Consider the following 26,464-nt stretch of genomic DNA (forward strand, 5'->3'; position numbering starts at 1 on the left):
CCGCAATGACCCTGCAACGCCAGACCCACCATATCGAAACCGACGCGCCCGGAGCCGTGGCCGAACTGACCATCTTCCGCATCGGTCCGGCGGACGCCGCGCAAAAGGTCTATCTCCAGGCCGCCCTTCATGCCGATGAACAGCCCGGCATCATGGCCTTGCACCACCTCCTCCCCATGCTGCAGGCGGCGGAGGAAAAGGGCGAACTCAAGGCCCGCTTCTCCATCCTGCCCATGGTCAATCCCCTGGGCATGGGCCAGCGCCTGTTCGAGGAGCATGCCGGGCGTTACCATTTCCGCTCCGGCACCAATTTCAACCGCCGCTGGCCCGATCTCTTCGCCGCCATCGGCGATACCGTCGCCGGACGCCTCACCGACGATGCCGGTGCCAATGTCACGATGATCCGTCAAACGGTCTGGGAATGGCTTGACGCACAAAAGCCACTGACGGCATTGCAAAAGCTCCGCCACCTCGTGATGACCGAGGCCCATGACGCCGATTACGTCCTCGATCTGCATTGCGACAACGAAGCCCTCGTCCACCTGTTCGTGACCCCCGACTCCATGGCCGAGTTGGGGGAGTTGGCCGACCATATGGGTTCGGCCGCGCAACTGACCGCCGAGGATTCGGGCGGCGGCTCGTTCGACGAGGTCTGGCCCTCGCTCTGGAGGCGCCTGCGGGCCGCCCATCCGAAAAGGCCGATCCCCTTTTCGGCTCGCGCCGCGACCCTTGAATACAGGGGGCGCCATGACGTCTTCGATGCGATGGGAGAACAGGATGCGAGGGGTCTGTTCGCCTTCTTCCAGGCCAAGGGGCTGGTTTCCGGAACGCCTCCGACCGTGGAGCGCGCGCCCGCGCCGCTTCCCCTCGCCGCGACCGAAATGCTGCGCGTCGACCGCGCCGGTCTCCTCGCCTATCGGGTTGAACTCGGCGAATACGTGGAAAAGGGTCAGCCCATCGCCGATCTGATCGCGCTCCATGGGCCCGAGGCCTTTGTCCGCCGCACCCCGGTTTGCGCCAACACCTCCGGCCGCGTCATCTCCCGCAATATGAGCAAATTCGTCCTCCCGGGCAATTCGATCGCCAAGATCGTTGGCTCCGACCCCTTGCCCGGGCGCGAAGGCTATCTCTTGGAAGACTGATCGCGCACCGGCGCATAAACGAAACGCGGCATTTCGATCTTGAAGGCGATGGCCAGCGCTCGCAGGCCGAACCCGATCGCCATGGCCACGATGGTCACCAGTTCGGCCGGAAAACCCGCCTGGATGCCGAAGAAATAGAGGCAGGCCGTGATGGCCGATACCGTGGCATAGAGCTCGCCGGCGAACAACAGCGGCACATCGTTGCACAACACGTCCCGCAATACGCCCCCCACGCATCCTGTGATCATGCCCGCCACGATGACGATCAACGCCGGCTGGCCCATCTCCATGGCCACCATGCAGCCCGAGATCGTGAACACCACCAGCCCCACCGCATCGAGCAGCAGGAAGGTGAGCTTGAGCCATTCCATCACCCGGGCCACCACGATGGTGAACAGCGCCGCGGCAGTGGTCACCAGCAGATAGGCGGGCTGTTCCACCCAGATCAGCGGATAGTGCCCCAGCAGCACGTCGCGCGTAGTCCCGCCTCCGAGCGCCGTGACGCAACCGAGGACGCAAACGCCAAACCAGTCCATGTTGCGCCGCCCGGCCGCCAGCGCTGCGGTCATGGATTCCGCCGCCAGGGCAATGACGAAGATAATCTGAAACAGCATTGGAGGCTCCTTGTCCGCGCCGCCCGAGTGTGACCGAGAGAGCCATGGAGCGTAAAGCGCCATCGCGCAAGCGCCGCGTGTCAGGATACGGACGTCTCGAAGTCCCTTGCCGCCCCGCCTGTGCGGCGCGTCACCAGACTTTCGAAGGCGACGAAGCCGTCATGGATCAAAACCGCCAGGGCGCCCACGACCAGCCCGCCCTGCAAGACGAACGCCGTATTGCCCGACAGCAGCCCGGCGATGATCACCTCCCCCAGTGTGCGCGCCGCGACCGTAGACCCGATGGTTGCCGTCGACAGCGAGATCACCGCCGACAGCCGGATACCGGCGAGGATCACCGGAAAGGCCAGCGGCAATTCCACCTGCACCAGCCTCTGCCAGCCCGTCATCCCCGATCCGCGCGCCGCTTCGCGCACGGCGGGCGACAATCCGGTCAGCGCGGTGAGCGCGTTTTCAAAGATCGGCAAGAGGCCATAGAGAAACAGCGCCACCAGCGTCGGCCCCGTTCCGAAACCAAGCACCGGCACCGCCAGGGCCAGAACAGCGACCGGCGGGAAAGTCTGCCCGATATTGGCGACGGCGCGCGAGAGCGGCAGGAATTCCTCCCCGAACGGCCTGGTAACGAGAATGGCGAAACCGACCGCAATCACCGTGGCCGCAAGCGTGGCCACCGCCACGATGCCCAGATGGCTCAGTGTCAGCGACAGGATCGAGGTCTGGGTATAGATCGGGGGCGCATCGAATCGGGTCAGCGGCGCGAACAGCGGCGCAAAACCCTGCGGCGCGATGATGAACGCGACGAGCAGTGCCAGAACGATCAGCCGGAGGACGAGCACGATCCTCATGGCTGGCGCGTCGCCGCTTTTTCGCATGCCGCGCGCGTCACCCGCCCGACCAACGCGCCAGCGCGGCTGACCGGCAATGCAGCGCGGCGCGACCAGAGCATTTCCGCATAGGCCTCGCGGAGCGACGCCGTGTCGACGATCGGGGTGCCTTCAGCCTCTCCTGCTTCCAACGCCTCCGCCACCGTCCGCAGCGAAAGCAGCCGGAAGGCCCGATCGCCCGTCCCCAGCATGGCGAGGACGAAATCGTCGGCCGGGGCAGCGATGATCTCCTCAGGCCGTGCATATTGGCGCACCCTGCCTTCGCTCATCACCGCGATCCGATTGCCCAGCCGCACCGCCTCGTCCATATCGTGGGTCACAAGGACGATGGTGGTCCCCAGTCGCCGCTGGATGTCCAGCAGGTCCTCCTGCGCCTTATGGCGAATGATCGGATCGAGCGCCCCGAACGGTTCGTCCATCAGCAGCACGGATGGCCCCGCAGCCAGCGCTCGCGCCACCCCCACACGCTGCTTCTGCCCGCCCGACAGTTCATGCGGCATACGCTTGCGGTACTCGGCGGGATCGAGCTGGAAGAGGGCAAGCAATTCGTCCACGCGCTCGGAAATCATGCGCTTGTCCCACCCCAGCAGCCTCGGAACGGTGGCGATGTTACGGGCCACGTCCTGATGCGGGAACAGACCGTGCCCCTGGATGGCGTAGCCGATATGGCGGCGCAGTTCATGGGCCGGCACGTCCCGATTGTCGCGGCCGTCGATGCGGATGCTGCCCGAACTGGGCTCGACCAGCCGGTTGATCATCCGCAGCAGTGTCGTCTTGCCCGAGCCCGACGTACCCACGATGGCCGCAATCTCGCCCGCCGGCACAGTAAGCGTCACATCGTCCACCACGGCGCGGCCATCATAGAGCTTGGTAAGGTTTTCGATCTCGATCATGCGATGCCTTTACGGCTCAGTTCGACGCCGGCGTCGAGGATGATGGCGGCGGTAAACGCCATGGCCACCGCCGGAATGGCCCCCAGCAGCACCAGGGGCATGGCGGTCTGGGCGATGCCTTGGAAAACGAAGATGCCCAGCCCGCCACCCCCGATCAGCCCGGCGATCACCGCCAGCCCAATATTCTGCACGAGGACAATGCGGATGCCGGTGAGGATCACCGGGAAGGCCAGCGGCAGCAAAATCTCGGCCATGCGCTGAGCTCCGGTCATGCCCATGCCGCGCGCCGCCTCGCTGGCATCGCGCGGCACGCCTTCGAGCCCGACCACGGTATTGGAGACCATGGGCAGGAGCGAATAGGCAAACAGCGCCACGAAGGCCGGCGCGACGCCGATGCCTGCAATCCCCAGGGCCGAGGCGCCGGGAATATTGGCGCCGATCCACGCCATGGGCGCGATCAGCAGGCCGAACAGCGCAATCGAGGGAATGGTCTGGACGATGTTGAGCACGCCCAGCACGGCCCCTCTTACCTTGGGCAGGCTGTAGCAGACGATCCCTACCGGAACCCCGACCACGATCGCGGCCCCTACCGCGCCGAAGGCGAGGAACAGATGGGTATTGAGTTCGCGCCAGAACGCAGCGCTTCGGCTCTGATACTCACGCATGGCGGCCAGATCGTCCCAGATCCCGCTCGCCAATATCGCGACCACGGCCACAATGACCGCGACCAGCACACCGAGCCGCGCGACCGGCCCCAATCTGAGCCGGGCCAGTCCATCGGTCGCCGCGAGGGCCAGCGCGAAGCCCATGAGCCAGAAGCCGGACCCCGGCGATATGCGCGCGAAACTGTCCCCCGGTGAAAGGACGGAACTGGCGCCGAGGCCCACTGCGATCGCAAGGCCCAGCAGCGCCGCCGAGGCCGTGCCCAGCCGGACGATGGGAGCCGTGCGGAACAGCAAGACCCCGAACGCAATGGTCAGCGCCGCCATCATCGGCCAGCCGCCCGCGCCCGGCGCCTGCCAGATCATCAGCGGTTCGCCCGGCACGATGCGATTGGCCCGCGACGCAAGAAAGGGCTGAGCGTAGAGTGCAAACAGCCCGAGCGCGGCAATCACCACACCGAGCTTGTCGAAGCGCTGCTGCACCGGGGAAAGGAAACGGATGGCGATCACGAGGGAGCGGAAACGGATCGGGGCCCCGCGCGATGCGGCGCCCCAAAGCCCTTAGAGGAAGCCGTTTTCGCTGAGATAGCTCTCGGCCACCATCTCGGCCGGCTCGCCTCCGAGCTGCACGCGGCCATTGAGCTCCTGAAGCGTCTCGATGCTCAACCCCTCAAAAACGGGGGCGAGGATATCGGCGATAGCCGGGTATTGCTCGAGCACCGCCGCGCGGACGATCGGCGCGGGATTGTAGACCGGCTGCACGCCCTGGTCGTCCTCCATGACCACGAGGCCGGACGGCGCGATGCCGCCATCGGTGCCATAGACCATGGCCGCATTGGCCCCGGAAGTCTGGTTGGCCGCCGCGGCGATGGTCGCTGCCGTATCCCCGCCCGAGAGCTGGATCAACTGGTCGGAGGACAACTCGAAACCGTAGACGTCCTGAAAGGCCGGCAGGGCCGCAGCCGAGGTCACGAATTCCGACGACGCCGCAAGGATGATGTCGCCACCCCCGGCGATGTATCGTCCGAAATCCGAAAGCGTCGCCAGCCCGTTCTCCTGGGCGATCTCCGCCCGTACGGCGATACCCCACGTGTTGTTGGCCGGCGCCGGCGCCAGCCAGACGATGCCGTTTTCCGCGAGGTCGAGTTCGGCGACACGTTTATAGCCGGCCTGCGCGTCGTTCCAGATCGGATCCTCCGCTTCGTTGAAGAAGAAGGCGCCATTGCCGGTATATTCGGGATAGATATCGATCTGGCCGGCTGCGATAGCCTCGCGCACGATCGACGTCGCGCCGAGCTGGATGCGATTCTCGACGGCGATGTCATTGGCCTCCAGCATCTTGTAGATGATATTGCCCAGGACGCCGCCCTCGGTATCGATCTTGGAGGATACGACGACCTGCCCATGAGCGGCCGAGGTCAGCGCAGCCGCAAGGGCAGCGCCGGCGAGTGTGGAAATGATGCGCAATGGATGTCTCCCGGTTGCTGCTGGCTGCTGGTCATGCATTCGCGTCCCGTCAGCCTACAGGCTGAGACCGGGATGACCACCCCTCGCGGGAGAAATAATCGGGAACGGAATTTGTTCCCTTTGTGATCAGTGCCTTGCCACGCTCTGCTCGGCGGCCAGAAGCGTATTGGCCATCAGCATGGCGATGGTCATGGGGCCGACCCCACCCGGCACGGGAGTGATGGCGCCGGCGCGCTGGCTGGCGGACGCGAAATCGACATCCCCCACCAGCCGGGTCTTGCCCTCGCCCTTTTCCGGGGCCGGGATGCGGTTGATTCCCACATCGATCACCGTGGCACCGGGCTTGATCCATTCGCCCCGCACGAATTCGGGCTTGCCGATGGCGGCCACCACGATGTCGGCACGCCCCACAAGGGCCGGCAGGTCCCGGGTCCGCGAATGAGCGACGGTGACCGTTGCATTGGCGTGCTGGAGCAGCGCCGCCACCGGACGGCCGACGAGATTGGAGCGTCCGATCACCACCGCATCGAGCCCCGACACCCCATCGGGATACACCGTCGCCAGTAATTCCATCGAACCCTTGGGCGTGCACGGCACCAGCGTCCTGTCGACCTGGCCGGAAGCCAGCCGCCCGATGGAGATGTCGTGCAACCCGTCCACGTCCTTGGCCGGGTCGAGCGCGCCGATGGTGGTGCGCTCATCGAGATGGCCGGGAAGCGGCAATTGGACGAGGATGCCGTGAATGGCCGGATCGGCATTGAGCCGGGCGATCAGCGCCAGGAGGTCCTGCTGCGTGGTCTCGGCGGACAGCGTATGCTGGATCGAATGGAACCCGCATTCCCTGGCCATGCGCCCCTTGGAGGCGACATAGACCTGGCTGGCAGGGTCCTCGCCCACCAGCACTACCGCCAGCCCCGGCGGGGTGCCCTGCGCGGCGGTGAAGGCGGCAGAGCCGGCCTTCACCCGCTCGATCGCCGCTGCGGCGATGGCCTTGCCGTCGATGATCGTTGCGATCATGGCAAAATCCTTATGCAAAGACAACGGTCTTGTGGCCGTTGAGCATGATGCGGTTTTCCAGATGGCTCTTGACCGCGCGGCCAAGCACCCGGCTTTCGATGTCCCGGCCCACCGCGATCAAATCGTCCGGGCTCATGGCATGGGTCACCCGCGCCGTTTCCTGCTCGATGATCGGCCCCTCGTCGAGGTCGGGCGTCACGTAATGCGCCGTGGCGCCGATGATCTTGACCCCCCGCTCATGAGCCTGGTGATAGGGCTTGGCCCCCTTGAAGCTGGGCAGGAAGGAGTGGTGGATATTGATCACCTTGCCGAACAGCCGGGTCGAAAGCTGGTCCGAGAGAATCTGCATGTATCGGGCGAGGACCACGAGATCGGCATCTGCCGCCTTGACGATCCCGAGCACCTTGGCTTCCTGCTCCGCCTTGCGGCCCTTCTCCATGGGCAGGTGATGAAACGGTATGCCTTCGGCCTCGGCGATGGCGCGCGCATCCTCATGATTGGAGATGATCGCGGCGACCTCCGCCTTCAGCGCTCCCACCCTGATCTGATAGAGCAGGTGCAGCATGGCGTGGTCGAATTTCGAGACCAGGATGACGATGCGCGGGATGCGCGCTTCGTCGATCACCGCGATCTTCATCTCGAAGCGCTCGACCACCGGACGGATGGTCCGTTCGACCCCGTCCTTGTCGATACCCTCAGGGGCCGTGAACCCGATGCGCATGAAGAACTTGCCCGTGTCGCGATCCCAGAACTGATTGGATTCGGCGATATTGGCGCCGAGCCCGAACAGTTCGCTGGTCAGGCCGGCCACGATTCCGGGCTTGTCGACACAGGAGAGAGTGAGTGTGAAATTGGGCATGAGTTCTGCCGAGCCATCCGATTTTACATGGCTTCATAGTGAGTTGCTGGCAGGATGTCGAGCCGGTGGAATCGCCACCGGCCCGCCGCCAGGTCTCAACCCGCCGCCTTCTCGCTGCCCGGGATATAGTTGAGCACCGGGCCGAGCCAGCGCTCGATCTCGGCGATGGCCATGCCCTTGCGGGCGGCATAGTCCTCGACCTGATCGCGCTCGACCTTCGCCACGCCGAAATAGTAGCTGTCCGGATGGGCGAAATAGAGCCCCGACACCGAGGAACCCGGCCACATGGCATAGCTTTCGGTGAGTTGCACCCCGATCTGCTTTTCCACCTCCATGAGGCGGAACAGCGTGGTCTTTTCCGTATGGTCGGGCTGGGCCGGATAGCCGGGCGCCGGACGAATGCCCTGATAGGGCTCGCCGATCAGCTCCTGGGGCTCGAAGCTCTCGTCCGAATAGCCCCAGAGTTCGGTGCGCACCACCTCGTGCAGCCGCTCGGCGAAGGCCTCGGCGAACCGGTCGGCCAAGGCCTTCAGGAGGATGGAGGAATAATTGTCATTGGCGTCGTCGAATTTTTCCGCCAGCTCGATCTCCTCGAACCCCGCCGTGACGCAGAAGCCCCCGACATAATCGGGCGTCCCCGTCTCGGCCATGAAGTCCGCCAGCGCGACATTGGGCTTGTCGCCCGATTTCGAAAGCTGCTGGCGCAGGGTGTAGAACGTCGCCAGTTCCTCGGTCCGCGACTCGTCGGTAAACAGGCGCACATCGTCCCCCGCCCGGTTGGCCGGCCAGAAACCGACGACCGCCTTGGGCGTGAACCATTTCTCCTCGACGATGCGTTTGAGCATGGCCTGGGCATCGGCAAAGAGCTGGCGCGCCGCCTCACCCTGCCGCTCGTCCTCGAGAATCTTGGGGTAGACGCCCTTGAACTCCCAGGCCTGAAAGAACGGCGTCCAGTCGATATAGCGCGCCAGTTCAGCCAGGTCCCAATCCTGATAGGCCCGCGTGCCGAGAAAAGAGGGCGCCTTGGGCGCATAGCCGGACCAGTCCGGCCTGAACGCATTGGCGCGCGCCTCGGCAAGCGCGGTGCGCTTCTTGTCCGCCTCGCCCTTGCGATGCTTGGCGATCACCGTCTGGTATTCCTGCTTGATGGTCCGGACATAATCGTTGGCCGCATCCTTGGAGAGCAGCTTGGAGACCACATTGACCGCCAGCGAGGCGTCCTTGACATAGACCGTGGTGCCGCGATTGTAGCGCGGATGGATTTTGACCGCCGTGTGGACGCGGCTGGTCGTCGCCCCCCCGATCAGCAGCGGAATATCGAACCCCTCGCGCTCCATCTCAGCGGCCACATGGGCCATCTCGTCGAGCGAGGGGGTGATAAGGCCCGAAAGCCCGATCGCGTCGACATTTTCCTTGCGCGCGGTGTCGAGAATGGTCTGGCTGGGCACCATGACCCCCAGATCGATGATCTCGTAATTATTGCAGGCCAGCACCACACCCACGATGTTCTTGCCGATATCGTGGACGTCGCCCTTGACCGTCGCCATCAGGATCTTGCCGGCGCTCTGGCGCGTGCCATCGGCCTCCGCCTCCATGAAGGGGAGGAGATAGGCGACCGCCTGCTTCATGACGCGGGCCGACTTGACCACCTGCGGCAGGAACATCTTGCCCGATCCGAACAACTGTCCCACGATGCCCATGCCATCCATCAGCGGGCCTTCGATGACGTGCAGCGGCCGTTCGAAAAGCTGCCGCGCTTCCTCGGTGTCACCGACGATATATTCGGTTATGCCATTGACCAGCGCATAGGAAATCCGCTCGGCGACCGGCTTTTCGCGCCAGGACAGGTCCTTGGCCTTGGCTTCCTTGCCGCCCTGCCCCTTATAGCGCTCGGCAAGGTCCAACATCCGCTCGGTCGAATCCGACCGGCGATTGAGCACCACGTCCTCGCAGGTCTCGCGCAATTCCGGATCGATGGAATCATAGACCGCCAATTGCCCGGCATTAACGATGCCCATGTCCATCCCCGCCTTGATGGCGTGGTAGAGGAACACCGCATGCATCGCCTCGCGCACCGGTTCGTTGCCGCGGAACGAGAAGGAGAGGTTTGAAACCCCGCCCGAGATGTGGACATGCGGCAGTGTCGCAACGATCTCGCGGGTCGCGTCGATGAAATCGACGCCGTAATTGTCGTGCTCCTCGATGCCCGTGGCAATGGCGAAGACGTTGGGATCGAAGATGATGTCCTCGGGCGGGAAACCCACCTCATCGACGAGGATGCGATAGGCGCGGGTGCAGATTTCGACCTTGCGCTCCTTGGTATCGGCCTGCCCGGTCTCGTCGAACGCCATCACCACCACCGCCGCGCCGTAGAGCCGGCACAGCCGGGCCTGCTCGCGGAATTTCTCCTCCCCCTCCTTCATGGAGATGGAATTGACGATGGGCTTGCCCTGGATGCATTTGAGCCCCGCTTCGATCACCTCCCATTTCGAGGAATCGACCATCACCGGCACCCTTGCGATATCGGGCTCCGACGCGACGAGGTTGAGATAGTCGATCATCACCTGCTGGCTGTCGATCAGGCCCTCGTCCATGTTGATGTCGATGATCTGCGCGCCGTTCTCCACCTGGTCGCGCGCGACGTCGAGCGCCGCCGCAAAATCCCCCCCGGTGATCAGTTTCTTGAACCGCGCCGAGCCGGTGATGTTGGTGCGCTCGCCCACATTGACGAAGGGAATGTCGTCGGTGAGCGTGAACGGCTCGAGCCCCGACAACCGCAGGCGCGGCTCGATCTCGGGGATCGGACGCGGCGGATATTTGGAGACCGCACTGACGATGGCCGCGATGTGCTCGGGCGTCGAGCCGCAGCATCCACCGATGACGTTGAGAAAGCCGTCGCGGGCAAAGCCCTCGATCTGTTCGGCCATGAATTCGGGGCTTTCGTCATATTCGCCGAATTCATTGGGCAGGCCGGCATTGGGATAGGCGCACACCAATGTGTCGGCAATATCGGAGATTTCCGCCAGATGCGCCCGCATGGCATTGGCGCCCAGCGCGCAATTGAGCCCGATGGTGAACGGCTTCGCGTGGCGCAGCGAATACCAGAACGCGGTCGGGGTCTGCCCCGAAAGCGTACGGCCTGACAGATCGGTGATGGTCCCCGAGATCATCACCGGCAGGCGGATGCCTTTCTTTTCGAATACCTCCTCGGCGGCAAAGACGGCGGCCTTGGCGTTGAGCGTATCGAAGATGGTTTCCACGAGGACGATATCGGCACCGCCATCGATCAGCCCCTCGATCTGCTCGCCATAGGCGATGCGCAGATCGTCGAAGGTGACGGCGCGATAGCCGGGATTGTTGACGTCGGGGGAAATCGACGCTGTACGATTGGTTGGCCCCACCGCCCCGGCCACGAAACGCCGCCGCCCGTCCTCGGCTCGCGCCCGCTCGGCGGCGCGCCGGGCGATCTGTGCCCCCGCGACGTTGATCTCATAGGCCAGCGCTTCCATGCCGTAATCGGCCTGGGCGATGGTGGTGCCCGAAAAAGTGTTAGTCTCGAAGATATCCGCCCCCGCCAGAGCGTATTCGAAATGGATGTCCTCGATCAGTTGCGGCCGGGTCAGCACCAGCAGGTCGTTATTGCCCTGAAGCGGCTTGTGCCAATCGGCAAAGCGGGTGCCGCGGAAATCCTCTTCCGAGAGCTTGTGCTTCTGGATCATGGTGCCCATGGCCCCGTCGAGCACCAGAATGCGCTCGCGCGCCGCCTGGGTCAGGGCGGCGAGGATCTCTTCGCCTTCCCCCGCGCTGCGCTGCGGTCCCGCTCCCGGCCGAAGCGCGACAACCGCCACCGTGCCGTGTTCGCTGCTCCCCCCCATGCCCCCCATGCGTCCTTCAGCAGCACTATGCGTGGGGCGGTGCGTACATCCGGGAGCGTTACACATGTCATCAAGTCCATTCATTCGACGGGCCGCAAATCGGCTCGCTCTAAGAGACATAAAGAAATCTTTATGTCAAACGCAGAGCGGACGAAAACGGTTCGACGAGGATAGGTCCTTTCGGCTTCCACCGCCATGCGACAAGCCTAGATGCAAATCATTCGCAAAAACTCTTGACGTTGTTGCGAATGATTGTCATGTTCAGCCAACCTCACCAACCGGATCAATCCTTCATGCCCACGCTTCGCTCCCTTGCTGCCTTCGCCCTTGCCCTCGGTCCGCTTCCCGCCCTCGCCCAAGACCCCCTGAACGTCGTCGCCACCGTCGGCATGATCGGCGACGTGGTCGGCGAGGTCGGCGGCGCCTGCGTTGCAGTCGACGTCATGATGGGGCCGGGCATCGACCCCCATCTCTACCAGGCAACGGCGAACGATGTTCAGACCCTTAACCATGCCGCGCTGATCGTTTATTCGGGCTATTCTCTGGAAGGCCAGCTTGCCGATGTGCTCGAGCGCTACGGCGCGCGCGTCCCGACCCTCGCCGCCGCAGAAGCTGGCATCGACAGGGGGCAATTGATCGCTACCGATGATTCCTATGGCGTCGACCCGCATGTGTGGATGGATGTGTCCCTATGGGCGGAGACGGTTCCCGCCGTGGCCCAGGCGCTGGCCGAGGCCCGGCCCGATTGCGCCGACGCCATTGCCACCAATGCGGCCGATTACGAGACCCAGCTCGAAGCCCTGCATGACTGGGTGGGCGCGGCCGTCGCCACCATCCCCGAACAGCAGCGGATATTGGTCACCGCACACGATGCCTTCGCCTATTACGGCCGCGCCTACGGCATCGAGGTCGCTGGCATCCAGGGTATTTCGACCCAGGCGGAAGCGGCGATCGCCGATATCCGCCAGACGGCGCAACTGATCGCCCGGCGCGGCGTTCCCGCCATATTCGTAGAATCGACCATAAACCCCCGCACCGTCGAGGCCGTGATTGCCGCCGCGCGCGATGCGGGGCAGGATATCGAGGTGGGCGGCGAACTGTTTTCCGATGCCATGGGTGACGACAACACCGCCGAGGGCACCTATATCGGGATGATCCACGCCAACACGATCACCATCGTCACGGCACTGGGCGGCACGCCGCCCGCCCTGCCGGACGAATTGGGCGACTGGAGCGAAAAATGGGCCATGGCTGCTGAATGATGGACCAACTGCATGAGCCGGGCCTTGCGGTCCATGTCGAGGACCTGACGGTCTCGTATCAGTCCAAGCCGGTTCTGTGGGATATCGACTTCGATATCCCACCCGGCGTCATGGCGGCCATTGTCGGCCCCAACGGGGCGGGCAAGTCCACCCTGATCAAGTCGATCCTCGATCTCGTCAAGCCCACCGCCGGCCACGTCACTATCCATGGCCTCCCCTATCGCCAGCAGCGTCGGCGCGTAGGCTATGTGCCGCAACGCTCCAGCGTCGATTGGGACTTCCCCACCACCGCGCTGGACGTGGTGACCATGGGGCTCTACGGCCAGTTGGGCTGGATCAGGCGCCCGGGCCGCAAGGAGAAGGAAAGGGCGCGCGCAGCGCTCGAACAGGTCGGCATGCTCGACTTCGCCGATCGCCAGATCAGCCAGCTCTCAGGCGGGCAGCAGCAGCGCGTCTTCATCGCCCGCGCCCTGGTGCAGGAGGCCGATGTCTATTTTCTCGACGAACCCATGGCCGGGGTCGATGCCACCACCGAGCGGGCCATCGTCAGGCTGCTGCACGGATTGCGCGACAGCGGCAAGACGGTGATCGTCGTCCATCACGACCTGCAAACGGTGCGGAATTATTTCGACTGGCTGGTGATCCTCAACGTGCGCGTCATCGCCCAGGGCCCGGTTTCCGAGGTCTACACCGCCGACAACCTGCGCCGCGCCTATGGCGGGCAGATCGCCCTGCTCGACCACTCCGCCCAATTGGCGGAATAAGTCCGATGATCGCGTTTCTTTCCGATTTCACCATCCAGAACGTCGTCGTCGGCGCCATGCTGCTGGGAATCATTTCCGGCGTGTTGGGCAGCTTTGCCGTATTGCGCAAGCAGAGCCTGCTCGGCGACACCCTCTCCCACGCCGCCCTGCCGGGCATCTGCATCGGCTTTCTCGTCGCGGGAAGTCGCAGCCTGCCCTTCCTGCTCGGCGGCGCGCTGCTCACCGGAGCGGCGGCGGCCCTGGTCGTCCTGATGCTGGGGCGCACCACGCGGCTCAAGACCGACGCCAGCCTCGGCATCGCGCTCTCGGTCTTCTTTGCCCTGGGCATCGTGCTGCTGACCATGATCCAGTCCACCGGCAATGCGGCGCAGGGTGGGCTGGAATCCTTCCTGTTCGGCCAGGCCGCGGCGATCCTGCGCTCCGATCTCTACGTAATGGGCGCCATCACCGCCTTGGCCGTGATCCTGGTGGGGCTGTTGTGGAAGGAATTCAAGCTGGTCACCTTCGACCCTCAATTCGCCGCCACTCTGGGCCTGCCCGTCCTCGCCCTCGACGTCCTCCTCACCACCATGATCGCCCTGGCCGTTGTGGTCGGCCTGCAGATGGTCGGCGTGGTGTTGATGGCCGCGATGATCATCGCCCCCGCCGTCGCAGCGCGGCAATGGACGGACCGGTTGGGCACCATGGTCGGGCTCGCCGCCTTTTTCGGCATGGCCGCCGGCGTGTTCGGCGCCCTGGTCAGCGCCACGGCGCGGGGACTGGCGACAGGCCCCCTGATCGTCATCGCCATTTCGGTCCTCGTGCTCGCCTCTCTCCTGCTGGCGCCGCAGCGCGGCATCGTCTGGGAGGCGCTCCGCCAATACGAAAACCGCAAGCACCTGCGCGCCCGCCAAGTGCTCTCCACCCTCTACAGGCTCGCCGCCGAGCACAACGATCCCGCCTATCGCGCCGAACAGGGGATGATCGACGCCTATCACGGGTTCGGAACACATGCCGCCCTCAAGCGCCTGGAAGATCGCGCCCTCGTCACGCAAACCCGGCACGCGCCGGAAACCACGGCGCATTGGAAGCTGACGCAGGCAGGCATCGCCGCCGCCCAGGCCGACCGTACCGAAAATGGAGAGGACCATGCTTGAGGCCTTCTTCGACAGCCCCGACGCCATGATCATGCTGACCGGCGCCCTGGTCGGCATCGCCGCCTCGCTGGTCGGGACCTTCCTTGTGCTGCGCGGCGCGGCCATGCTCAGCGACGCCATCAGCCACTCGATCGTTTTCGGCATCATCATCGTCTGGCTGCTGACCGGTCAGGCCAGCGGGCCGCTTCAGATCATCGGCGCGGCGCTCACCGGCCTCCTGACCGCGGCGCTGACCGAATTCCTCGTGTCGACCCGCAAGGTGAAATCGGACGCCGCCATCGGACTGGTCTTCCCCCTGTTGTTCTCGATAGGCGTCCTGTTGATCAATATTTACGCCCGAAACGTCCATATCGACCAACATACCGTCCTTCTGGGCGAGATCGGCTTCGTCTGGCTCGACACCATGGAACTCGGCGGGCTCCTCATTCCCGAGGCCGTCATCTGGACCGGGACCATGGCGCTGCTCAATCTCGCCTTCATCACCTTGTTCTACAAGGAGCTCAAACTCTCGACATTCGACCCCGCGCTGGCCCGGGCACTTGGCTTCATGCCCGGCCTCCTCGCCTATGCCACCATGGGCCTTTTGAGCGGCACGGCCGTGGCCGCCTTCGATTCCGTTGGCGCCATCCTCTTTATCGCCTTCGTCATCGTTCCCCCGGCCGCCGCCTATTTGCTCACCGACCGACTCTGGCTGATGCTGGTCATAGGATGCGCCATCGCCATCGCTTCGGCGATCGCCGGCTATTGGCTGGCGGTGCTGCTCAACGCCTCGATCGGCGGCATGATGGCGCTGATGACGGGCGGCTTTTTCACCCTCGCACTGCTGGCTGGCCCGCGCTACGGCATCCTCGCCCAATGGCTGCGCCGGAAACGGCGGCGCGGCGAGAATGCCTGCCGCACCCTCGCGGTGCATCTCTACAATCATGAGGGCGAGGCCAATGCCAGCGAGGAAAACGTCGCTGCCGCCCTTTCGGAACATCTGCACTGGAGCCCGGAACAAGCCCGTCAGACCTTGCTCAAAAGCCTTGACGACGGGCTGATATCGCGTTCCGGCGACCTGCTGGTCCTGACGCCGAAAGGCCGCGCCACGGCCCGCGAAGTGCTCGAGCCCTGGTCGCAGGCGCCCGCCAACTGAACGGGCTCGATCAGGCCCGCTGCTCTCCGGCGAACGCATCGATGATCGGGCAGTCGGGACGGCCATCCCCGTGGCAGTTCTCCGCCAGATGCCTCAGGGTGGCGCTCATCTCCTGCAGCGCACGGGCCTTTTCCTCAAGCCGCTCCACATGGGTCAGGGCCAGGGCCTTGACATCGGCGCTGGCCCGGTGTCGGTCCTGCCACAGGGCCAGCAGCTCGCGCATCTGCTCGACCGAGAACCCCAGATCCCGCGCCCGGCTGACGAAGCGCAGGGTATGGACGTCGCTCTCGTCATAGACCCGATATCCCGCATCGGTGCGCTGCGGCGGCGCGATCAGCCCGATCGACTCGTAATAGCGGATCATCTTGGCTGAAACGCCCGAGGCCCGCGCCGCTTCTCCTATATTCATCATCCACGCTCCATTTCCGCATGCCGCCCGGGTCGAACCGCAAAGCGCCGCAATCTCAGGGCATTGCCCAGGACGAAGACGCTCGACAGGGCCATCGCTCCCGCGGCGAGGGCCGGAGACAGCAGGATGCCGCTGACCGGATAGAGGACGCCCGCCGCCACCGGGATCAATATGGTGTTGTAGGCGAAGGCCCAAAAGAGGTTCTGCTTGATGTTGCGGATCGTCGCCTTGCTCATGGCGATGGCATCGGCGACCCCGTTGAGATCGCCCGACATCAGGACGACATCGGCGCTCTCTATGGCGATATCGGTGCCGGTGCCCACCGCGATCCCCACATCGGCCTCGGCCAGCGCCGGTGCATCGTTGATCCCGTCGCCGACAAAGGCCAGCTTCCGGCCCTCGCCGCGCAGACGCCTTATGGCATCCACCTTGCCGCCGGGCAGCACCTCTGCGGCGACCTCGTCAATGCCCAACTCCCGCGCCACGGCCCGCGCCGTCGCCTCGCCGTCGCCGGTGACCATGACCACCGACAGCCCCAAGGCATGCAAGCGATCGATCGCCGCGCGCGAGGTGGGCTTGATCGGGTCGGCAATGGCGATGACGGCCGCGAGCCGCCCATCGATCGCCGCATAGATCGGCGAGCGGCCCATATCGGCCAGCCGCCCGGCCTCGCCGGCAAGCGCATCGATGGCAACGCCGGCGCGCAGCAAGGCCCGACCGGCGCCGACCAGAATGGCGCGACCGTCTATGGTCCCCGCAACCCCATAGCCCGGCGCGGCCACGAAGTTGGTGACCTGCCCGAGCGTCAGTGACCGCTCGCGTGCCGCCCGTACGATCGCCGCACCGATCGGGTGCTCGGAATGCTGCTCGACCCCGGCCATCAAGGCCAGTACCTCGTCTTCGTCGAACCCGTCGACGACGATCAGATCGCTCAGTTCCGGCTGCCCCTTGGTAAGGGTCCCCGTCTTGTCAAAGGCCACCACATCGGCCCCGCGCAGACTTTGCAGCGCCTCGCCCTTGCGGAACAGGATGCCCAGTTCCGCCGCGCGCCCGGTACCCACCATGATCGATGTCGGCGTCGCCAGCCCCATGGCACAGGGACAGGCGATGATGAGGACGGCGACGGCGTTGACCAGCGCAAAGCTCAATTGCGGCGAAGGGCCAAAGATCAGCCACACGACGAAGGTCAGCGCCGCTGCTGCCATGACCGCCGGAACGAACACCGAAGTGACCTTGTCGACCATCGACTGGATCGGCAGCTTGGAGCCCTGCGCAGCCTCGACCATCGCGATGATCTGGGCCAGCACGGTATCGCGGCCGATCCGGGTCGCCTCGAACAGGAAGGCGCCGGCGCCATTGACCGTGCCGCCCACGACTTCCGCGCCCTCGGACTTTTCCACGGGCACGGGCTCTCCGGTGATCATCGATTCATCGACGAAGGACGTGCCGGACACCACGCGCCCATCGACGGCCACCCGCTCGCCCGGGCGCACATGCATCCGGTCGCCCACGGCGACGTCCTCGATGGCGATCTCCACCAGTTCGCCATTGCGCTCGACCCGCGCGACGCGTGGCTGTAGCCCTACCAGCCGTTTGATCGCCGCGCTGGTCCGCCCCTTGGCCCGCGCTTCGAGATAGCGGCCCAGAAGGATCAGCGTCACGATGACCGCGGCGGCTTCGAAATAGATATGGCCTGAGCCCCCCGGCAGGATCTGCGGCGCGAAGGTGGAAACGACCGAAAAGCCCCAGGCAGCGGAAGTGCCCAGCGCGACGAGGGAATTCATGTCGGGCGCCATCCGCGCAAGATTACGATAGCCCTTGACGAGGAACATCCGGCCCGGCCCGGCCAGCACGATGGTGGCGAGAACGAATTGCAGATGGGCATTGGCCTGCATGCCGATCGTATTCATGATCAGCGTATGGATGGCCGGCACGAAATGCGAGCCCATCTCCAATATGAACAGCGGGGCGGTGAGCACGGCGGCGAACAGCGTGCTTCGGCCCAGCGCCCGCGTCTCCGCGTCCTTTTCCCGCTCCCGGTCGCCGGACCTGTCGGTCTCCTCGACCGCGCGAACGCCATATCCCGCCTCCTCGACCGCCTGGACCAGCCGGCGCCGATCCACGGCGCCATGCAGAACGTCGACCGTGGCCCGCTCCGTCGCCAGATTGACCGAGACGCCAAAAACCCCGTCGACGGCCTGCAGCGCCTTTTCCACCCGGTTCACGCAGGAAGCACAGGTCATGCCGGTGATATCGAGCACGAGCGTATCGCTGGGCGCCGGCTCATATCCGGCGCCCCGAACGGCCGCAAGGACAGCAGCCGGATCGGGCTTGCTGTCGAAAGCCACTCGCGCCGACTCCGTCGCGAGATTGGCCGAGACGTCCGCAACGCCGGGAACGGCCCGAATGGCCTTTTCAATGCGCCCGACGCAAGACGCGCACGACATGCCCGCGATGGGAAAATCGAGCGTGGAAACGGGCTGGGAAATATCGAGCTGGCTCATGATGCGCAGTCCTTGATCGGTAACCGCCCCTCATATGCACCTTCCCACCATGGTAAGGTCAAGAGGCAGAGCCGGCAAAAAACGAAGCGCTTGAGATATCCTGCCAATATGCAACAGTGAGAGCGCGATGGCCGGAATAAGGTTCATGGCCCTGCGTTCGCGATCATGTTGGGGGAGACATGACGACGAGAACGGCCCTCATCACGGGAATAACCGGGCAGGATGGCTCCTATCTCGCCGAGCTTTTGCTCGACAAGGGCTATGCCGTCCACGGCATCAAGCGCCGAGCCTCCCTGTTCAACACCCAGCGGGTCGATCATCTCTACCAGGACCCCCACAGCAACGATCCGCGGCTGACGCTGCACTATGGCGATCTTTCCGACACCTCGTCCCTGACCCGCATCATCGCCGATGTCGCCCCCGACGAAATCTACAATCTCGGCGCGCAATCGCATGTGGCGGTGTCGTTCGAAGCGCCCGAATATACCGCCGATATCGACGCGATCGGCACGCTGCGCCTCCTCGAAGCCATTCGCTTTCTCAAATTCGAGGAGAAGACGCGCTTCTATCAGGCCTCGACATCCGAGATGTTCGGCCACGCACTGGAAACCCCGCAGCGCGAGACCCCCCCCTTCAACCCCCGCTCCCCCTATGCCGCCGCCAAGCTCTATGCCTATGCGATCACCGTCAATTATCGCGAGGCCTTTGGCCTTTTCGCCTGCAATGGCATCATGTTCAATCACGAGAGCCCGAGGCGCGGCGAAACCTTCGTTACCCGCAAGATAACCCGCGGCCTCGCCAATATCGCGCTCGGCCTCGAAACCTGCCTGTTCATGGGCAATATCGATGCGCTGCGCGATTGGGGTCATGCCCGCGACTACGTCCGCGCCCAATGGCTGATGCTGCAGCAGGATTGCCCCGAGGATTTCGTCATCGCCACCGGCCGACAGCACTCGGTGCGTGAATTCATCACCTGGGCCGCCGAGGAACTGGGCATGATGCTCGCGTTCGAAGGCAAGGGCCTGCGCGAGATCGGCGTCGTCACGGCCGTAGACAAATGCCGTGCCCCCAGCGTTTCGGTCGGCGATACGATCGTACGGATCGACCCCCGCTATATCCGGCCCGCCGAAGTGCCGTCCCTGCTCGGCGATCCGGCAAAGGCCAGACGCCTGCTCGGATGGAACCCGGAGATAACCGCGCGGCAGATGTGCAGCGAAATGGTTGCCACCGACTATGCCGCTGCCCGCCGCCACGCGCTGCTGCGCGACCATGGCCTCGCCCTCCCCGTCAGCATCGAGGGATGAGGCCATGGTGTTCGAGCTTGCCGGAAAACGCGTATGGATCGCCGGACATCGGGGGATGGTGGGCAGTGCCTTGATGCGCCGTCTGGCGCGCGAAGCCTGCGAAATCGTGACGGTGGACCGAAAAACCCTCGATCTGCGCCGCCAGAGCGACGTCGAAGCCTGGCTCGTCCAATCCCGGCCCGACGCGATCATCGTCGCTGCCGCGCAAGTCGGCGGGATTTGGGCCAATGCCACCCGGCCGGTCGATTTCCTGCTCGACAACCTCCAGATCGCCACCAATATCTTCGCCGCCGCCCATGCCTGCGATGTCGATCGCCTGCTGTTTCTGGGGTCGAGTTGCATCTATCCGCGTGATGCCTCCCAGCCGATCGCCGAGGAAGCCCTGCTGACCGGCCCCCTCGAAGCGACCAACCAGTGGTATGCGATCGCCAAGATCGCCGGGATCAAGCTGGCCCAGGCCTATCGCCGACAATACGGCCGCAACTATATTTCTGCTCAGCCCACCAATCTCTATGGCCCAGACGACAATTTCGACCCCGCGTCGAGCCATGTGCTGCCCGCCCTTATCCGCAAGGCGCATGAGGCCAAGATGCGCGGCGATTCCGCCCTGACCCTGTGGGGCACCGGTACACCACGCCGCGAATTCCTCCATTGCGACGATTGCGCCGACGCGCTGGTCCTGCTGCTGCAATCCTGGTCGGACGACACGCCGGTCAATATCGGCACGGGAGAGGACATCTCCATCCTCGAACTCGCCCGACTGGTATGCGACATCGTCGGCTTTGCCGGAGATATCCTCCACGACCTCGACAAGCCCGATGGCGCACCGGCGAAACGCCTCGACATCTCGCGCCTGCAGGCGCTGGGATGGACACCGGCCGTCCGCCTCCGCGATGGCATCGCCCGAACCTATCAATGGTTTATCCGCTACGCATCTGGAGAGCGGCCGCGATGAAGGTCCTGATCCTCGGCCTCAACTATGCCCCGGAAACGATCGGCATCGGCATCTATACCGCCGGCATGGCCGAGTATCTGGCCGAGGCCGGGCACAGCGTCCGCGTGATCGCCGCAAAGCCCTATTATCCGCAATGGAAGATCATGGATGGACATTCGCCCTTCGGCTGGTCGAGACGAAACGAAAACGACGTCCGCATAACCCGCGTTCCCCATTACATCCCGGCCAATCCCACCACCGCGCGCCGCCTCCTGCATCATCTCAGCTTTGCGTTGGGCAGCGCCGTCCCGGCTCTATGGAGCGGTATCGTCTGGCGTCCCGATATCGTCCTCACCATTGCCCCCTCGCTGATCGCGGCGCCCGTCGCGCGCATCGCCGCCCTCTGCGCCGGCGCGAAAAGCTGGCTTCACGTGCAGGATTTCGAGGTCGAAGCCGCCTTCGCCACCGGCCTCATGGAAGCAAAAGGCGCATCTGCCCGGCTGGCCCATGGGTTCGAGCGCACTGTGCTCTCTCTGTTTGATATCGTGTCGACCATCTCGCCGCCCATGTGCGCAAGACTGGCCGACAAAGGCGTGCCCAACTGCCGTATTGTCGAGTTCCGCAACTGGGCCGACATCGAGACCATCCGACCACTGACCTCCCCTTCCGCATTCCGAGCCCGCTGGGACATAGCGACCCCGCATGTGGCGCTCTATTCGGGCAGCATCGCCAACAAGCAGGGCCTGGAGATCATCGTCAAGGCCGCCAGCCTCCTCAAAGGCCGTACCGATCTCACCTTCGTCGTCTGCGGCGAAGGCCCCAACAAACAGCGGCTCGAGCAGCAGGCGACGGGCCTACGCAACATCCGTTTCCACGATCTCCAGCCCCGCGACGACCTCCACGAGCTTCTGGGCCTCGCCACCATCCACTTGCTGCCCCAGCGGCCGGACACCGCCGATCTTCTCTTCCCCTCCAAGCTAGCCAATATGTTCGCATCGGGCCGCCCCGTGATCGCCACCGCTGCCGAGGGCACTGCCCTTGCCGAGGAGGTCGATGGGCGCGGCCTCGTCACCCCGCCCGAGGACACCGCCGCCTTCGCTGCTGCCATCTCGACCCTCTGCGATGACCGGACGGTCCGCGATCGCCTCGGCGCGGCGGCCCGGAGACATGCCGAACAGCGCCTGAGCCGGCACGCCATTCTCCGAGCCTGGGAGACGGAGGTGGTCCGCATCCTCAGCCCCCTTGTTCCCGAGAGGATGCCCTCATGAGTGAACAAGCCGTCGGTGCTCAGTTCTCTCGCGTGCTCCTCGTGACCGGGTTGGGCCGGATCGGCACCACCGGCCTGGGGCTGGTCAGCACCATCCTTCTGGTCCGCGGCCTCAGTCCCGAGGCCTTCGCGCAATATGCGACCGCTTTCGCAGCCATTTCCCTGCTGAGCCTCCTGTCCCTGTTCGGGGCCGAAACCACCATCTTGCGCGACACCGCTGCAGCCATAGCCCGGGGCGACGACCGCCGCGCCCGGATCGCCGCTACCGGAGATATCATCGGCGTGGCCATTCTTTCGCCCGCTATCGGCGGGCTGGCGCTGGCGATCGCCCTGCCGCTGCTCGAAGCCCCCGCCATCCTCCTGCCTTGCGCGATATGGGTGATCGCCATGAGCCTCAACCGGGTACTGGGAGAATGGCTGCGCGGCCTGCGTCTGGTGCTCCCCGCCACGCTGTTCAATGGCTCGGGCCCGTTCGGCGGGCTTTTCAACAGCGCCGCCACGCTTGGCGCACTGCTGATCCTCACCGCCACCGGACAAATGACCCTGCCCAACATCCTCTGGGCTTCGGTCGGGATCACCATGCTCTCCGCCTCGATCGCTCTCCTCATCGGCATGTCCGTTCTCGGACTGTCACCGGGCCGCGAAGCCCTGGCCCATCGCCGCGCCACCATCCGATCCACAATGCCGCTCTACGGCATGCAAGGGCTGCACTTTCTCACTAATGCCCAGGGCCATATCCTGCTTGCCGGCTTCATCTTCGATGCACGCGCTATTGCCCTCCTCGCCGTGGCGCTGCGGCTCCATGCCCTGGCCAGCACGGTTCTCGTGACGCTCACCCAGGCAGGATCGGAACTGATCGTCCGCCTCCATGCCCTCTCCGATCGCAAAGGGCTGGAAAGAATCCTCCGCCTCTCGGCCTCCTGCGCGACCGCGGCGGCCATCGCCATTGCCGCCGCGCTGGCCGTGTTGCGGCCCCAGGGTTTCGAATTGATCTTCGGAGTAGAATACGGCCCAGCCTATGGATTGGCACTGCTCTTCATGCTCGTGGCGATCCTCAACGCCGTGGGAGGTCTCTCGATCCGCACCCTCACCCTGCTTGGCCATGCCGATTCCGCGCTTCGGGTGCAGATACTGGGCGCCTTGGCAACATTGGGCCTCGCCCTGCCGATGGGCATAGCGCTGGGGCCGCCGGGCTTTGTGGCCGGATGCGCGCTCGCCACCCTGATCCAAAGGCTGGTGGCAGTTCGTATGGTTCGCCGGCACATCGGCATCACCGCCCACGCCTATCTGGCCCCACGTGATTATCTCGGGCTTGCCCGCGGCCTCATCCTGAAAAGGCGTGCCGCATGAGGGAGCATCGGATAGGCTTCATCCTTTCCCTGCCCCGGTCGGGCTCTACCTATGTCCAACGGGTGCTCTCCGGCTCACCCGATGTCGCAACGGTGCCCGAGCCCTGGCTGCTGCCAGCCCTGCTCGGCATCCGCAGCGGGGACAGCCCCCTCGCCGAATTCGGCTACGACCATATGCGCGCCGGCCTCTCCGACCTTCTCGGACGCTCGGCGATTGGCAATGTCCTCTGGGACCGAGCGGTGGCCGGAATGACGCGCGAGGTCTATGGCTTTTTCACCGAAACGGGGCAGATCTTCATCGACAAGACGCCCCGCAACGCGGCCTTTGCTCCCGACATCATGCGCGCCTTTCCCCAGGCCCCGATTCTCATCGTCTGGCGCAACCCGCTCGCCATCGTCGCCTCGATCAATCGCACCTGGGGTGGCGGGACATGGAAGGCCTATTTCTATCACTACGACCTCTATCTCGGCCTCAAAACCCTGCGGCGAACGGCCCGCGCCCACGCCGCCGATCCCCGCGTCAGATGCGTGCGATATGAGGATCTGATCGCAAGGCCTGAAACCCACTGGCCCGCGATCTTCTCCCATTTTGGCGCACTCTATACCCCGGATTCGGTCGCCACTCCCCCGCTCTTGTCCGGCGTCATGGGCGATGCACTCCAGCCCGCTTCCGTATCGCAAACGGCCAGCCGCAACTGGGAAACCGCCTTCGGAAATCCGCTGCGGCGAGCCTGGGCCCGGCGCTATCTCGACTGGATCGGGCCCGACGACCTGGCCTTCATGGGCTATGACGGGACCGCCCTCGTGGACGCATTGCGCCGCCACGGGGACAGCCACTGGACCGATATCGCCCGCATCGGTCTCGCCCCGCTCTATCATTGGTTCGAGCCTTACGCCCTCCGGACCAAGCGGGGCCGCACCGGGGAGACACGCTTTGCCCGCCGCTAGCCGAGATGGAGGGGGCAGCAGCAGGGTTTGGCAGCCCGCAATCATCGCCGAGCGCCCGGCGACGCGCGACCACGCCATTGCCGTTCTGCTGACGGCCGGCATGCTGCTCTACACCCTGGTTCTCATCCTCGATCCCTCGCGCAACGGCTGGGGCACTGTGTGGGTGCTGCCCTTGAAATATGGCGGGGCGATCCTCGCCGTCGCGGCGCTGTTCTTCGTCGCCTTGGGCGGCGTGCAGCAATCGACCCTCTACCGGCCAATTCTGTTCACGATGGCAGCGTTCTTCTTCTATCAGATGACGGGCAGCATAGCGGCCCTCGTCGCCGATGGGCCGGCGCTGGAAGATACGTTTCTCGGCCGGGGGCTCTCCGGGCTTGCCGCGATCCTCGGCCTCGTCATCGGTTCCCGCAAAGGTCTTTTCGAGCGCCTGGCCCCGGTGACGCGGCAAGTCGCCCTGATCAGCATTTGCGGCGGCGTGGCGTTTATCGGGATTTTCGAACTCGGCCTCGGCTTCGGCCACCTCACCCAGATCCTCCATATCGAGCTCTATTTCCTCGTCGCGGCCGCATTGTGGCTTTGCGCCCGCAGCCCAGAACCTCTACTCAAATGGGTCTTCGCCGTCCTGTTCCTCTATATCGCCCTCGCCTCGGGGAAGGCGACGGCCTATCTGCTGCTGGCCCTCTATCTCATGATCGCCTTCGTCACGCACGGCCTCCATGAGCCCGAGCGCAGGGTGACCATCTCACCCGTCAGGATGGCGCTGTTCCTCGCCGCCATCCCCATCACACTCTCCTTTGCCTATCTGGTCATCCGCAGCCACAACACCATCAACGCCAGCGACCTGCGGTTCCATCTCTGGCAGGTGCGGTTCGACCAGTTTTTGGCCAGTCCCCTGTTTGGCCGCGGCTTTACCGGTAGCCCCATGCTTCCACGCCCCAACCTGCCCGAAACCGGCGTGCCCACCCATAACGACTATCTCGACATCCTCGCTGAGGGCGGCCTTCTCGGCTTTGTGCTTTTCGCGGCCGTCCTTGTGACCGCCCTGCGCTCACCGCTCGTTCGGGAGGCCGTCTTCGCCCACCGCTCGCGGCTGAACTTCGCCCATTATTTCGCGTTCCTGTTCTTGGCCTGGGGCGTTGCATCGCTGGGCAATCCGGTCTTCGCCATGACCTCCATGGCGGTGCCCACTTGGTTCGCCATCGGCGTTCTTTGCGCCAGGCCGGCGCGCCCAGCGAAGCCGGCCGCACCATGACCGCCCCGCGCTTTTCAATCGTCACCGTGAACCTCGACAACCACGCCGGACTGGCAGCCACTTGGCACAGCCTGCGCGACCAGAGTTTCGGGGATTTCGAATGGATCGTGGTCGATGCCGTTTCCCGCGACGGCTCTATCGATTTCCTCCACGCACTGGGTGACTCTCGCCTCGCGCTGATCTGCGAGCCCGACCGCAGCCTTTATGACGGGATGAACAAGGGCCTCGACCGGGCGCGCGGCGATTTTCTCCTCTTCCTCAATTCCGGCGACCGCCTCGCCGATGCCGAGGTCCTCCGCAGAATGGCCGATTGGCCCCGGCTTGGGGAAACCGACATCGCCTATGGCGATGCCACCGAGATCGGTCCGCAAAACACGATGATCAAGCGCGCCATGCCCCATTGGATGGTCGCATATTCCATGTTCACCCATCACCAGGCGATTTTCTATCGCCGCGCCTTCATCGCATCCACGCGCTACGACCTCTCCTTCCGCCGCGTGGCGGATTGGGCGCTGACGGCAACGCTGCTGAAGCGCGGCGCCCAGGCCCGGCATATCGATCTGATGGTGTGCCATTTCGCCCGGGGCGGCGTTTCGCAAGCACCGGACCGGATCGAGGATGCCCGGGCCGAGATGATCCGGCTGCACCGGGAAGTCCTCGGGTTACCCACAGCTCTGAGCCGGCTTCTCGTGGCCGCGAAATTCGCAGTCAATGATTTCAGACGCAAATGGCCGGGGGCTTATGACTTCATCAGATCGCGGGTTTGACCGCTCCACCGGTTCCGGCC

Annotated in this window: 22 protein-coding genes; 12 read left to right on the forward strand and 10 right to left on the reverse strand. The window is 64.7% G+C overall.

The genetic code is table 11. The annotated features are described in order from the left end of the window. The first annotated feature begins 5 nt into the window (after positions 1-5). Complete coding sequence (locus DVH29_RS08025; protein ID WP_114645656.1) at positions 6-1,142, forward strand: succinylglutamate desuccinylase/aspartoacylase domain-containing protein; 1,137 nt, start codon at positions 6-8, stop codon at positions 1,140-1,142. Here DVH29_RS08025 and DVH29_RS08030 read toward each other — a convergent pair. The 8 genes from DVH29_RS08030 to metH all read right to left on the reverse strand — a co-directional run bounded on the left by DVH29_RS08030 (position 1,124) and on the right by metH (position 11,413). After that, a complete protein-coding gene (locus DVH29_RS08030; RefSeq protein WP_114645657.1) occupies positions 1,124-1,756 on the reverse strand; it encodes a trimeric intracellular cation channel family protein in 633 nt (210 codons plus the stop codon). The two genes, DVH29_RS08025 and DVH29_RS08030, sit on opposite strands and share 19 nt — an antisense overlap. Positions 1,757-1,836: 80 nt before the next feature. Then, positions 1,837-2,601, reverse strand: coding sequence for an ABC transporter permease (locus DVH29_RS08035; protein WP_114645658.1), 765 nt, complete (start codon positions 2,599-2,601; stop codon positions 1,837-1,839). Beyond that, a complete protein-coding gene (locus tag DVH29_RS08040; RefSeq protein ID WP_114645659.1) occupies positions 2,598-3,533 on the reverse strand; it encodes an ABC transporter ATP-binding protein in 936 nt (311 codons plus the stop codon). The genes DVH29_RS08035 and DVH29_RS08040 overlap by 4 nt, the downstream gene beginning before the upstream one ends. Then, positions 3,530-4,678: an ABC transporter permease gene (locus DVH29_RS08045; protein ID WP_114645707.1), complete on the reverse strand. Its 1,149-nt coding sequence runs from the start codon at positions 4,676-4,678 to the stop codon at positions 3,530-3,532. Before DVH29_RS08045 ends, DVH29_RS08040 begins: the two co-directional genes overlap by 4 nt. A gap of 78 nt (positions 4,679-4,756) precedes the next feature. Then, positions 4,757-5,701, reverse strand: coding sequence for a glycine betaine ABC transporter substrate-binding protein OsmF (osmF, locus tag DVH29_RS08050; protein WP_114645660.1), 945 nt, complete (start codon positions 5,699-5,701; stop codon positions 4,757-4,759). Positions 5,702-5,788: 87 nt separating this feature from the next. After that, on the reverse strand, positions 5,789-6,676 hold the full coding sequence (gene folD, locus DVH29_RS08055) for a bifunctional methylenetetrahydrofolate dehydrogenase/methenyltetrahydrofolate cyclohydrolase FolD (RefSeq protein ID WP_114645708.1): 888 nt from the start codon (positions 6,674-6,676) through the stop codon (positions 5,789-5,791). A gap of 13 nt (positions 6,677-6,689) precedes the next feature. Continuing rightward, a complete protein-coding gene (gene purU, locus DVH29_RS08060; RefSeq protein ID WP_114645661.1) occupies positions 6,690-7,538 on the reverse strand; it encodes a formyltetrahydrofolate deformylase in 849 nt (282 codons plus the stop codon). Between the two features lie 95 nt (positions 7,539-7,633). Continuing rightward, on the reverse strand, positions 7,634-11,413 hold the full coding sequence (gene metH / locus DVH29_RS08065; RefSeq protein ID WP_114645662.1) for a methionine synthase: 3,780 nt from the start codon (positions 11,411-11,413) through the stop codon (positions 7,634-7,636). A gap of 293 nt (positions 11,414-11,706) precedes the next feature. Here metH and DVH29_RS08070 point away from each other — a divergent pair, with 293 nt between their 5' ends. Genes DVH29_RS08070 through DVH29_RS08085 form a run of 4 tightly spaced genes read left to right on the forward strand, consistent with a single transcriptional unit; the run spans position 11,707 to position 15,710 of the window. Further along, positions 11,707-12,675, forward strand: a complete 969-nt coding sequence (locus DVH29_RS08070; RefSeq protein ID WP_114645709.1) for a metal ABC transporter solute-binding protein, Zn/Mn family — start codon at positions 11,707-11,709, stop codon at positions 12,673-12,675. Continuing rightward, on the forward strand, positions 12,672-13,439 hold the full coding sequence (locus tag DVH29_RS08075) for a metal ABC transporter ATP-binding protein (RefSeq protein WP_114645663.1): 768 nt from the start codon (positions 12,672-12,674) through the stop codon (positions 13,437-13,439). Before DVH29_RS08070 ends, DVH29_RS08075 begins: the two co-directional genes overlap by 4 nt. Before the next feature lie 5 nt (positions 13,440-13,444). Further along, positions 13,445-14,575, forward strand: a complete 1,131-nt coding sequence (locus DVH29_RS08080; RefSeq protein ID WP_114645664.1) for a metal ABC transporter permease — start codon at positions 13,445-13,447, stop codon at positions 14,573-14,575. Beyond that, complete coding sequence (locus DVH29_RS08085) at positions 14,568-15,710, forward strand: metal ABC transporter permease (protein WP_114645710.1); 1,143 nt, start codon at positions 14,568-14,570, stop codon at positions 15,708-15,710. The genes DVH29_RS08080 and DVH29_RS08085 overlap by 8 nt, the downstream gene beginning before the upstream one ends. Before the next feature lie 10 nt (positions 15,711-15,720). On the opposite strand, the gene cueR is transcribed toward DVH29_RS08085, so the two are convergent. Together cueR and DVH29_RS08095 are read right to left on the reverse strand one after the other, a co-directional pair. Beyond that, on the reverse strand, positions 15,721-16,119 hold the full coding sequence (cueR, locus tag DVH29_RS08090; RefSeq protein ID WP_114645665.1) for a Cu(I)-responsive transcriptional regulator: 399 nt from the start codon (positions 16,117-16,119) through the stop codon (positions 15,721-15,723). Next, positions 16,119-18,623, reverse strand: a complete 2,505-nt coding sequence (locus DVH29_RS08095; protein WP_114645666.1) for a heavy metal translocating P-type ATPase — start codon at positions 18,621-18,623, stop codon at positions 16,119-16,121. Before DVH29_RS08095 ends, cueR begins: the two co-directional genes overlap by 1 nt. A gap of 179 nt (positions 18,624-18,802) precedes the next feature. Here DVH29_RS08095 and gmd point away from each other — a divergent pair, with 179 nt between their 5' ends. From gmd to DVH29_RS08130, 7 genes are read left to right on the forward strand one after another with little or no spacing between them, the layout of a single operon-like run. Continuing rightward, positions 18,803-19,927 carry a GDP-mannose 4,6-dehydratase gene (gene gmd, locus DVH29_RS08100; RefSeq protein ID WP_114645667.1) on the forward strand — a complete coding sequence of 375 codons (1,125 nt, stop codon included), beginning with the start codon at positions 18,803-18,805 and terminating at the stop codon, positions 19,925-19,927. 7 nt (positions 19,928-19,934) lie between these two features. Next, on the forward strand, positions 19,935-20,882 hold the full coding sequence (locus DVH29_RS08105; protein ID WP_114645711.1) for a GDP-L-fucose synthase family protein: 948 nt from the start codon (positions 19,935-19,937) through the stop codon (positions 20,880-20,882). Continuing rightward, complete coding sequence (locus tag DVH29_RS08110; RefSeq protein WP_114645668.1) at positions 20,879-22,129, forward strand: WcaI family glycosyltransferase; 1,251 nt, start codon at positions 20,879-20,881, stop codon at positions 22,127-22,129. Before DVH29_RS08105 ends, DVH29_RS08110 begins: the two co-directional genes overlap by 4 nt. Beyond that, positions 22,126-23,478, forward strand: coding sequence for a lipopolysaccharide biosynthesis protein (locus tag DVH29_RS08115; protein ID WP_114645669.1), 1,353 nt, complete (start codon positions 22,126-22,128; stop codon positions 23,476-23,478). Before DVH29_RS08110 ends, DVH29_RS08115 begins: the two co-directional genes overlap by 4 nt. Further along, positions 23,475-24,425, forward strand: coding sequence for a sulfotransferase family protein (locus tag DVH29_RS08120; RefSeq protein ID WP_114645670.1), 951 nt, complete (start codon positions 23,475-23,477; stop codon positions 24,423-24,425). Before DVH29_RS08115 ends, DVH29_RS08120 begins: the two co-directional genes overlap by 4 nt. Further along, positions 24,412-25,677: an O-antigen ligase family protein gene (locus DVH29_RS08125; protein WP_158541605.1), complete on the forward strand. Its 1,266-nt coding sequence runs from the start codon at positions 24,412-24,414 to the stop codon at positions 25,675-25,677. Before DVH29_RS08120 ends, DVH29_RS08125 begins: the two co-directional genes overlap by 14 nt. Further along, a complete protein-coding gene (locus tag DVH29_RS08130) occupies positions 25,674-26,444 on the forward strand; it encodes a glycosyltransferase (protein ID WP_147276036.1) in 771 nt (256 codons plus the stop codon). The genes DVH29_RS08125 and DVH29_RS08130 overlap by 4 nt, the downstream gene beginning before the upstream one ends. Positions 26,445-26,464 lie beyond the last annotated feature (20 nt).

The sequence above is a fragment of the Pelagibacterium lacus genome, assembly GCF_003345525.1.
Classification (GTDB): domain Bacteria; phylum Pseudomonadota; class Alphaproteobacteria; order Rhizobiales; family Devosiaceae; genus Pelagibacterium; species Pelagibacterium lacus.

Coding starts and splice junctions, on each gene's coding strand:
- DVH29_RS08025 (WP_114645656.1), top strand. CDS start 6: ATGACCCTGCAACGCCAGACCCACCATATCGAAACCGACGCGCCCGGA.
- DVH29_RS08030 (WP_114645657.1), bottom strand. CDS start 1,756: ATGCTGTTTCAGATTATCTTCGTCATTGCCCTGGCGGCGGAATCCATG.
- DVH29_RS08035 (WP_114645658.1), bottom strand. CDS start 2,601: ATGAGGATCGTGCTCGTCCTCCGGCTGATCGTTCTGGCACTGCTCGTC.
- DVH29_RS08040 (WP_114645659.1), bottom strand. CDS start 3,533: ATGATCGAGATCGAAAACCTTACCAAGCTCTATGATGGCCGCGCCGTG.
- osmF (WP_114645660.1), bottom strand. CDS start 5,701: ATGCATGACCAGCAGCCAGCAGCAACCGGGAGACATCCATTGCGCATC.
- purU (WP_114645661.1), bottom strand. CDS start 7,538: ATGCCCAATTTCACACTCACTCTCTCCTGTGTCGACAAGCCCGGAATC.
- metH (WP_114645662.1), bottom strand. CDS start 11,413: ATGGGGGGGAGCAGCGAACACGGCACGGTGGCGGTTGTCGCGCTTCGG.
- DVH29_RS08070 (WP_114645709.1), top strand. CDS start 11,707: ATGCCCACGCTTCGCTCCCTTGCTGCCTTCGCCCTTGCCCTCGGTCCG.
- DVH29_RS08075 (WP_114645663.1), top strand. CDS start 12,672: ATGATGGACCAACTGCATGAGCCGGGCCTTGCGGTCCATGTCGAGGAC.
- DVH29_RS08080 (WP_114645664.1), top strand. CDS start 13,445: ATGATCGCGTTTCTTTCCGATTTCACCATCCAGAACGTCGTCGTCGGC.
- DVH29_RS08085 (WP_114645710.1), top strand. CDS start 14,568: ATGCTTGAGGCCTTCTTCGACAGCCCCGACGCCATGATCATGCTGACC.
- cueR (WP_114645665.1), bottom strand. CDS start 16,119: ATGAATATAGGAGAAGCGGCGCGGGCCTCGGGCGTTTCAGCCAAGATG.
- DVH29_RS08095 (WP_114645666.1), bottom strand. CDS start 18,623: ATGAGCCAGCTCGATATTTCCCAGCCCGTTTCCACGCTCGATTTTCCC.
- gmd (WP_114645667.1), top strand. CDS start 18,803: ATGACGACGAGAACGGCCCTCATCACGGGAATAACCGGGCAGGATGGC.
- DVH29_RS08110 (WP_114645668.1), top strand. CDS start 20,879: ATGAAGGTCCTGATCCTCGGCCTCAACTATGCCCCGGAAACGATCGGC.
- DVH29_RS08115 (WP_114645669.1), top strand. CDS start 22,126: ATGAGTGAACAAGCCGTCGGTGCTCAGTTCTCTCGCGTGCTCCTCGTG.
- DVH29_RS08120 (WP_114645670.1), top strand. CDS start 23,475: ATGAGGGAGCATCGGATAGGCTTCATCCTTTCCCTGCCCCGGTCGGGC.
- DVH29_RS08130 (WP_147276036.1), top strand. CDS start 25,674: ATGACCGCCCCGCGCTTTTCAATCGTCACCGTGAACCTCGACAACCAC.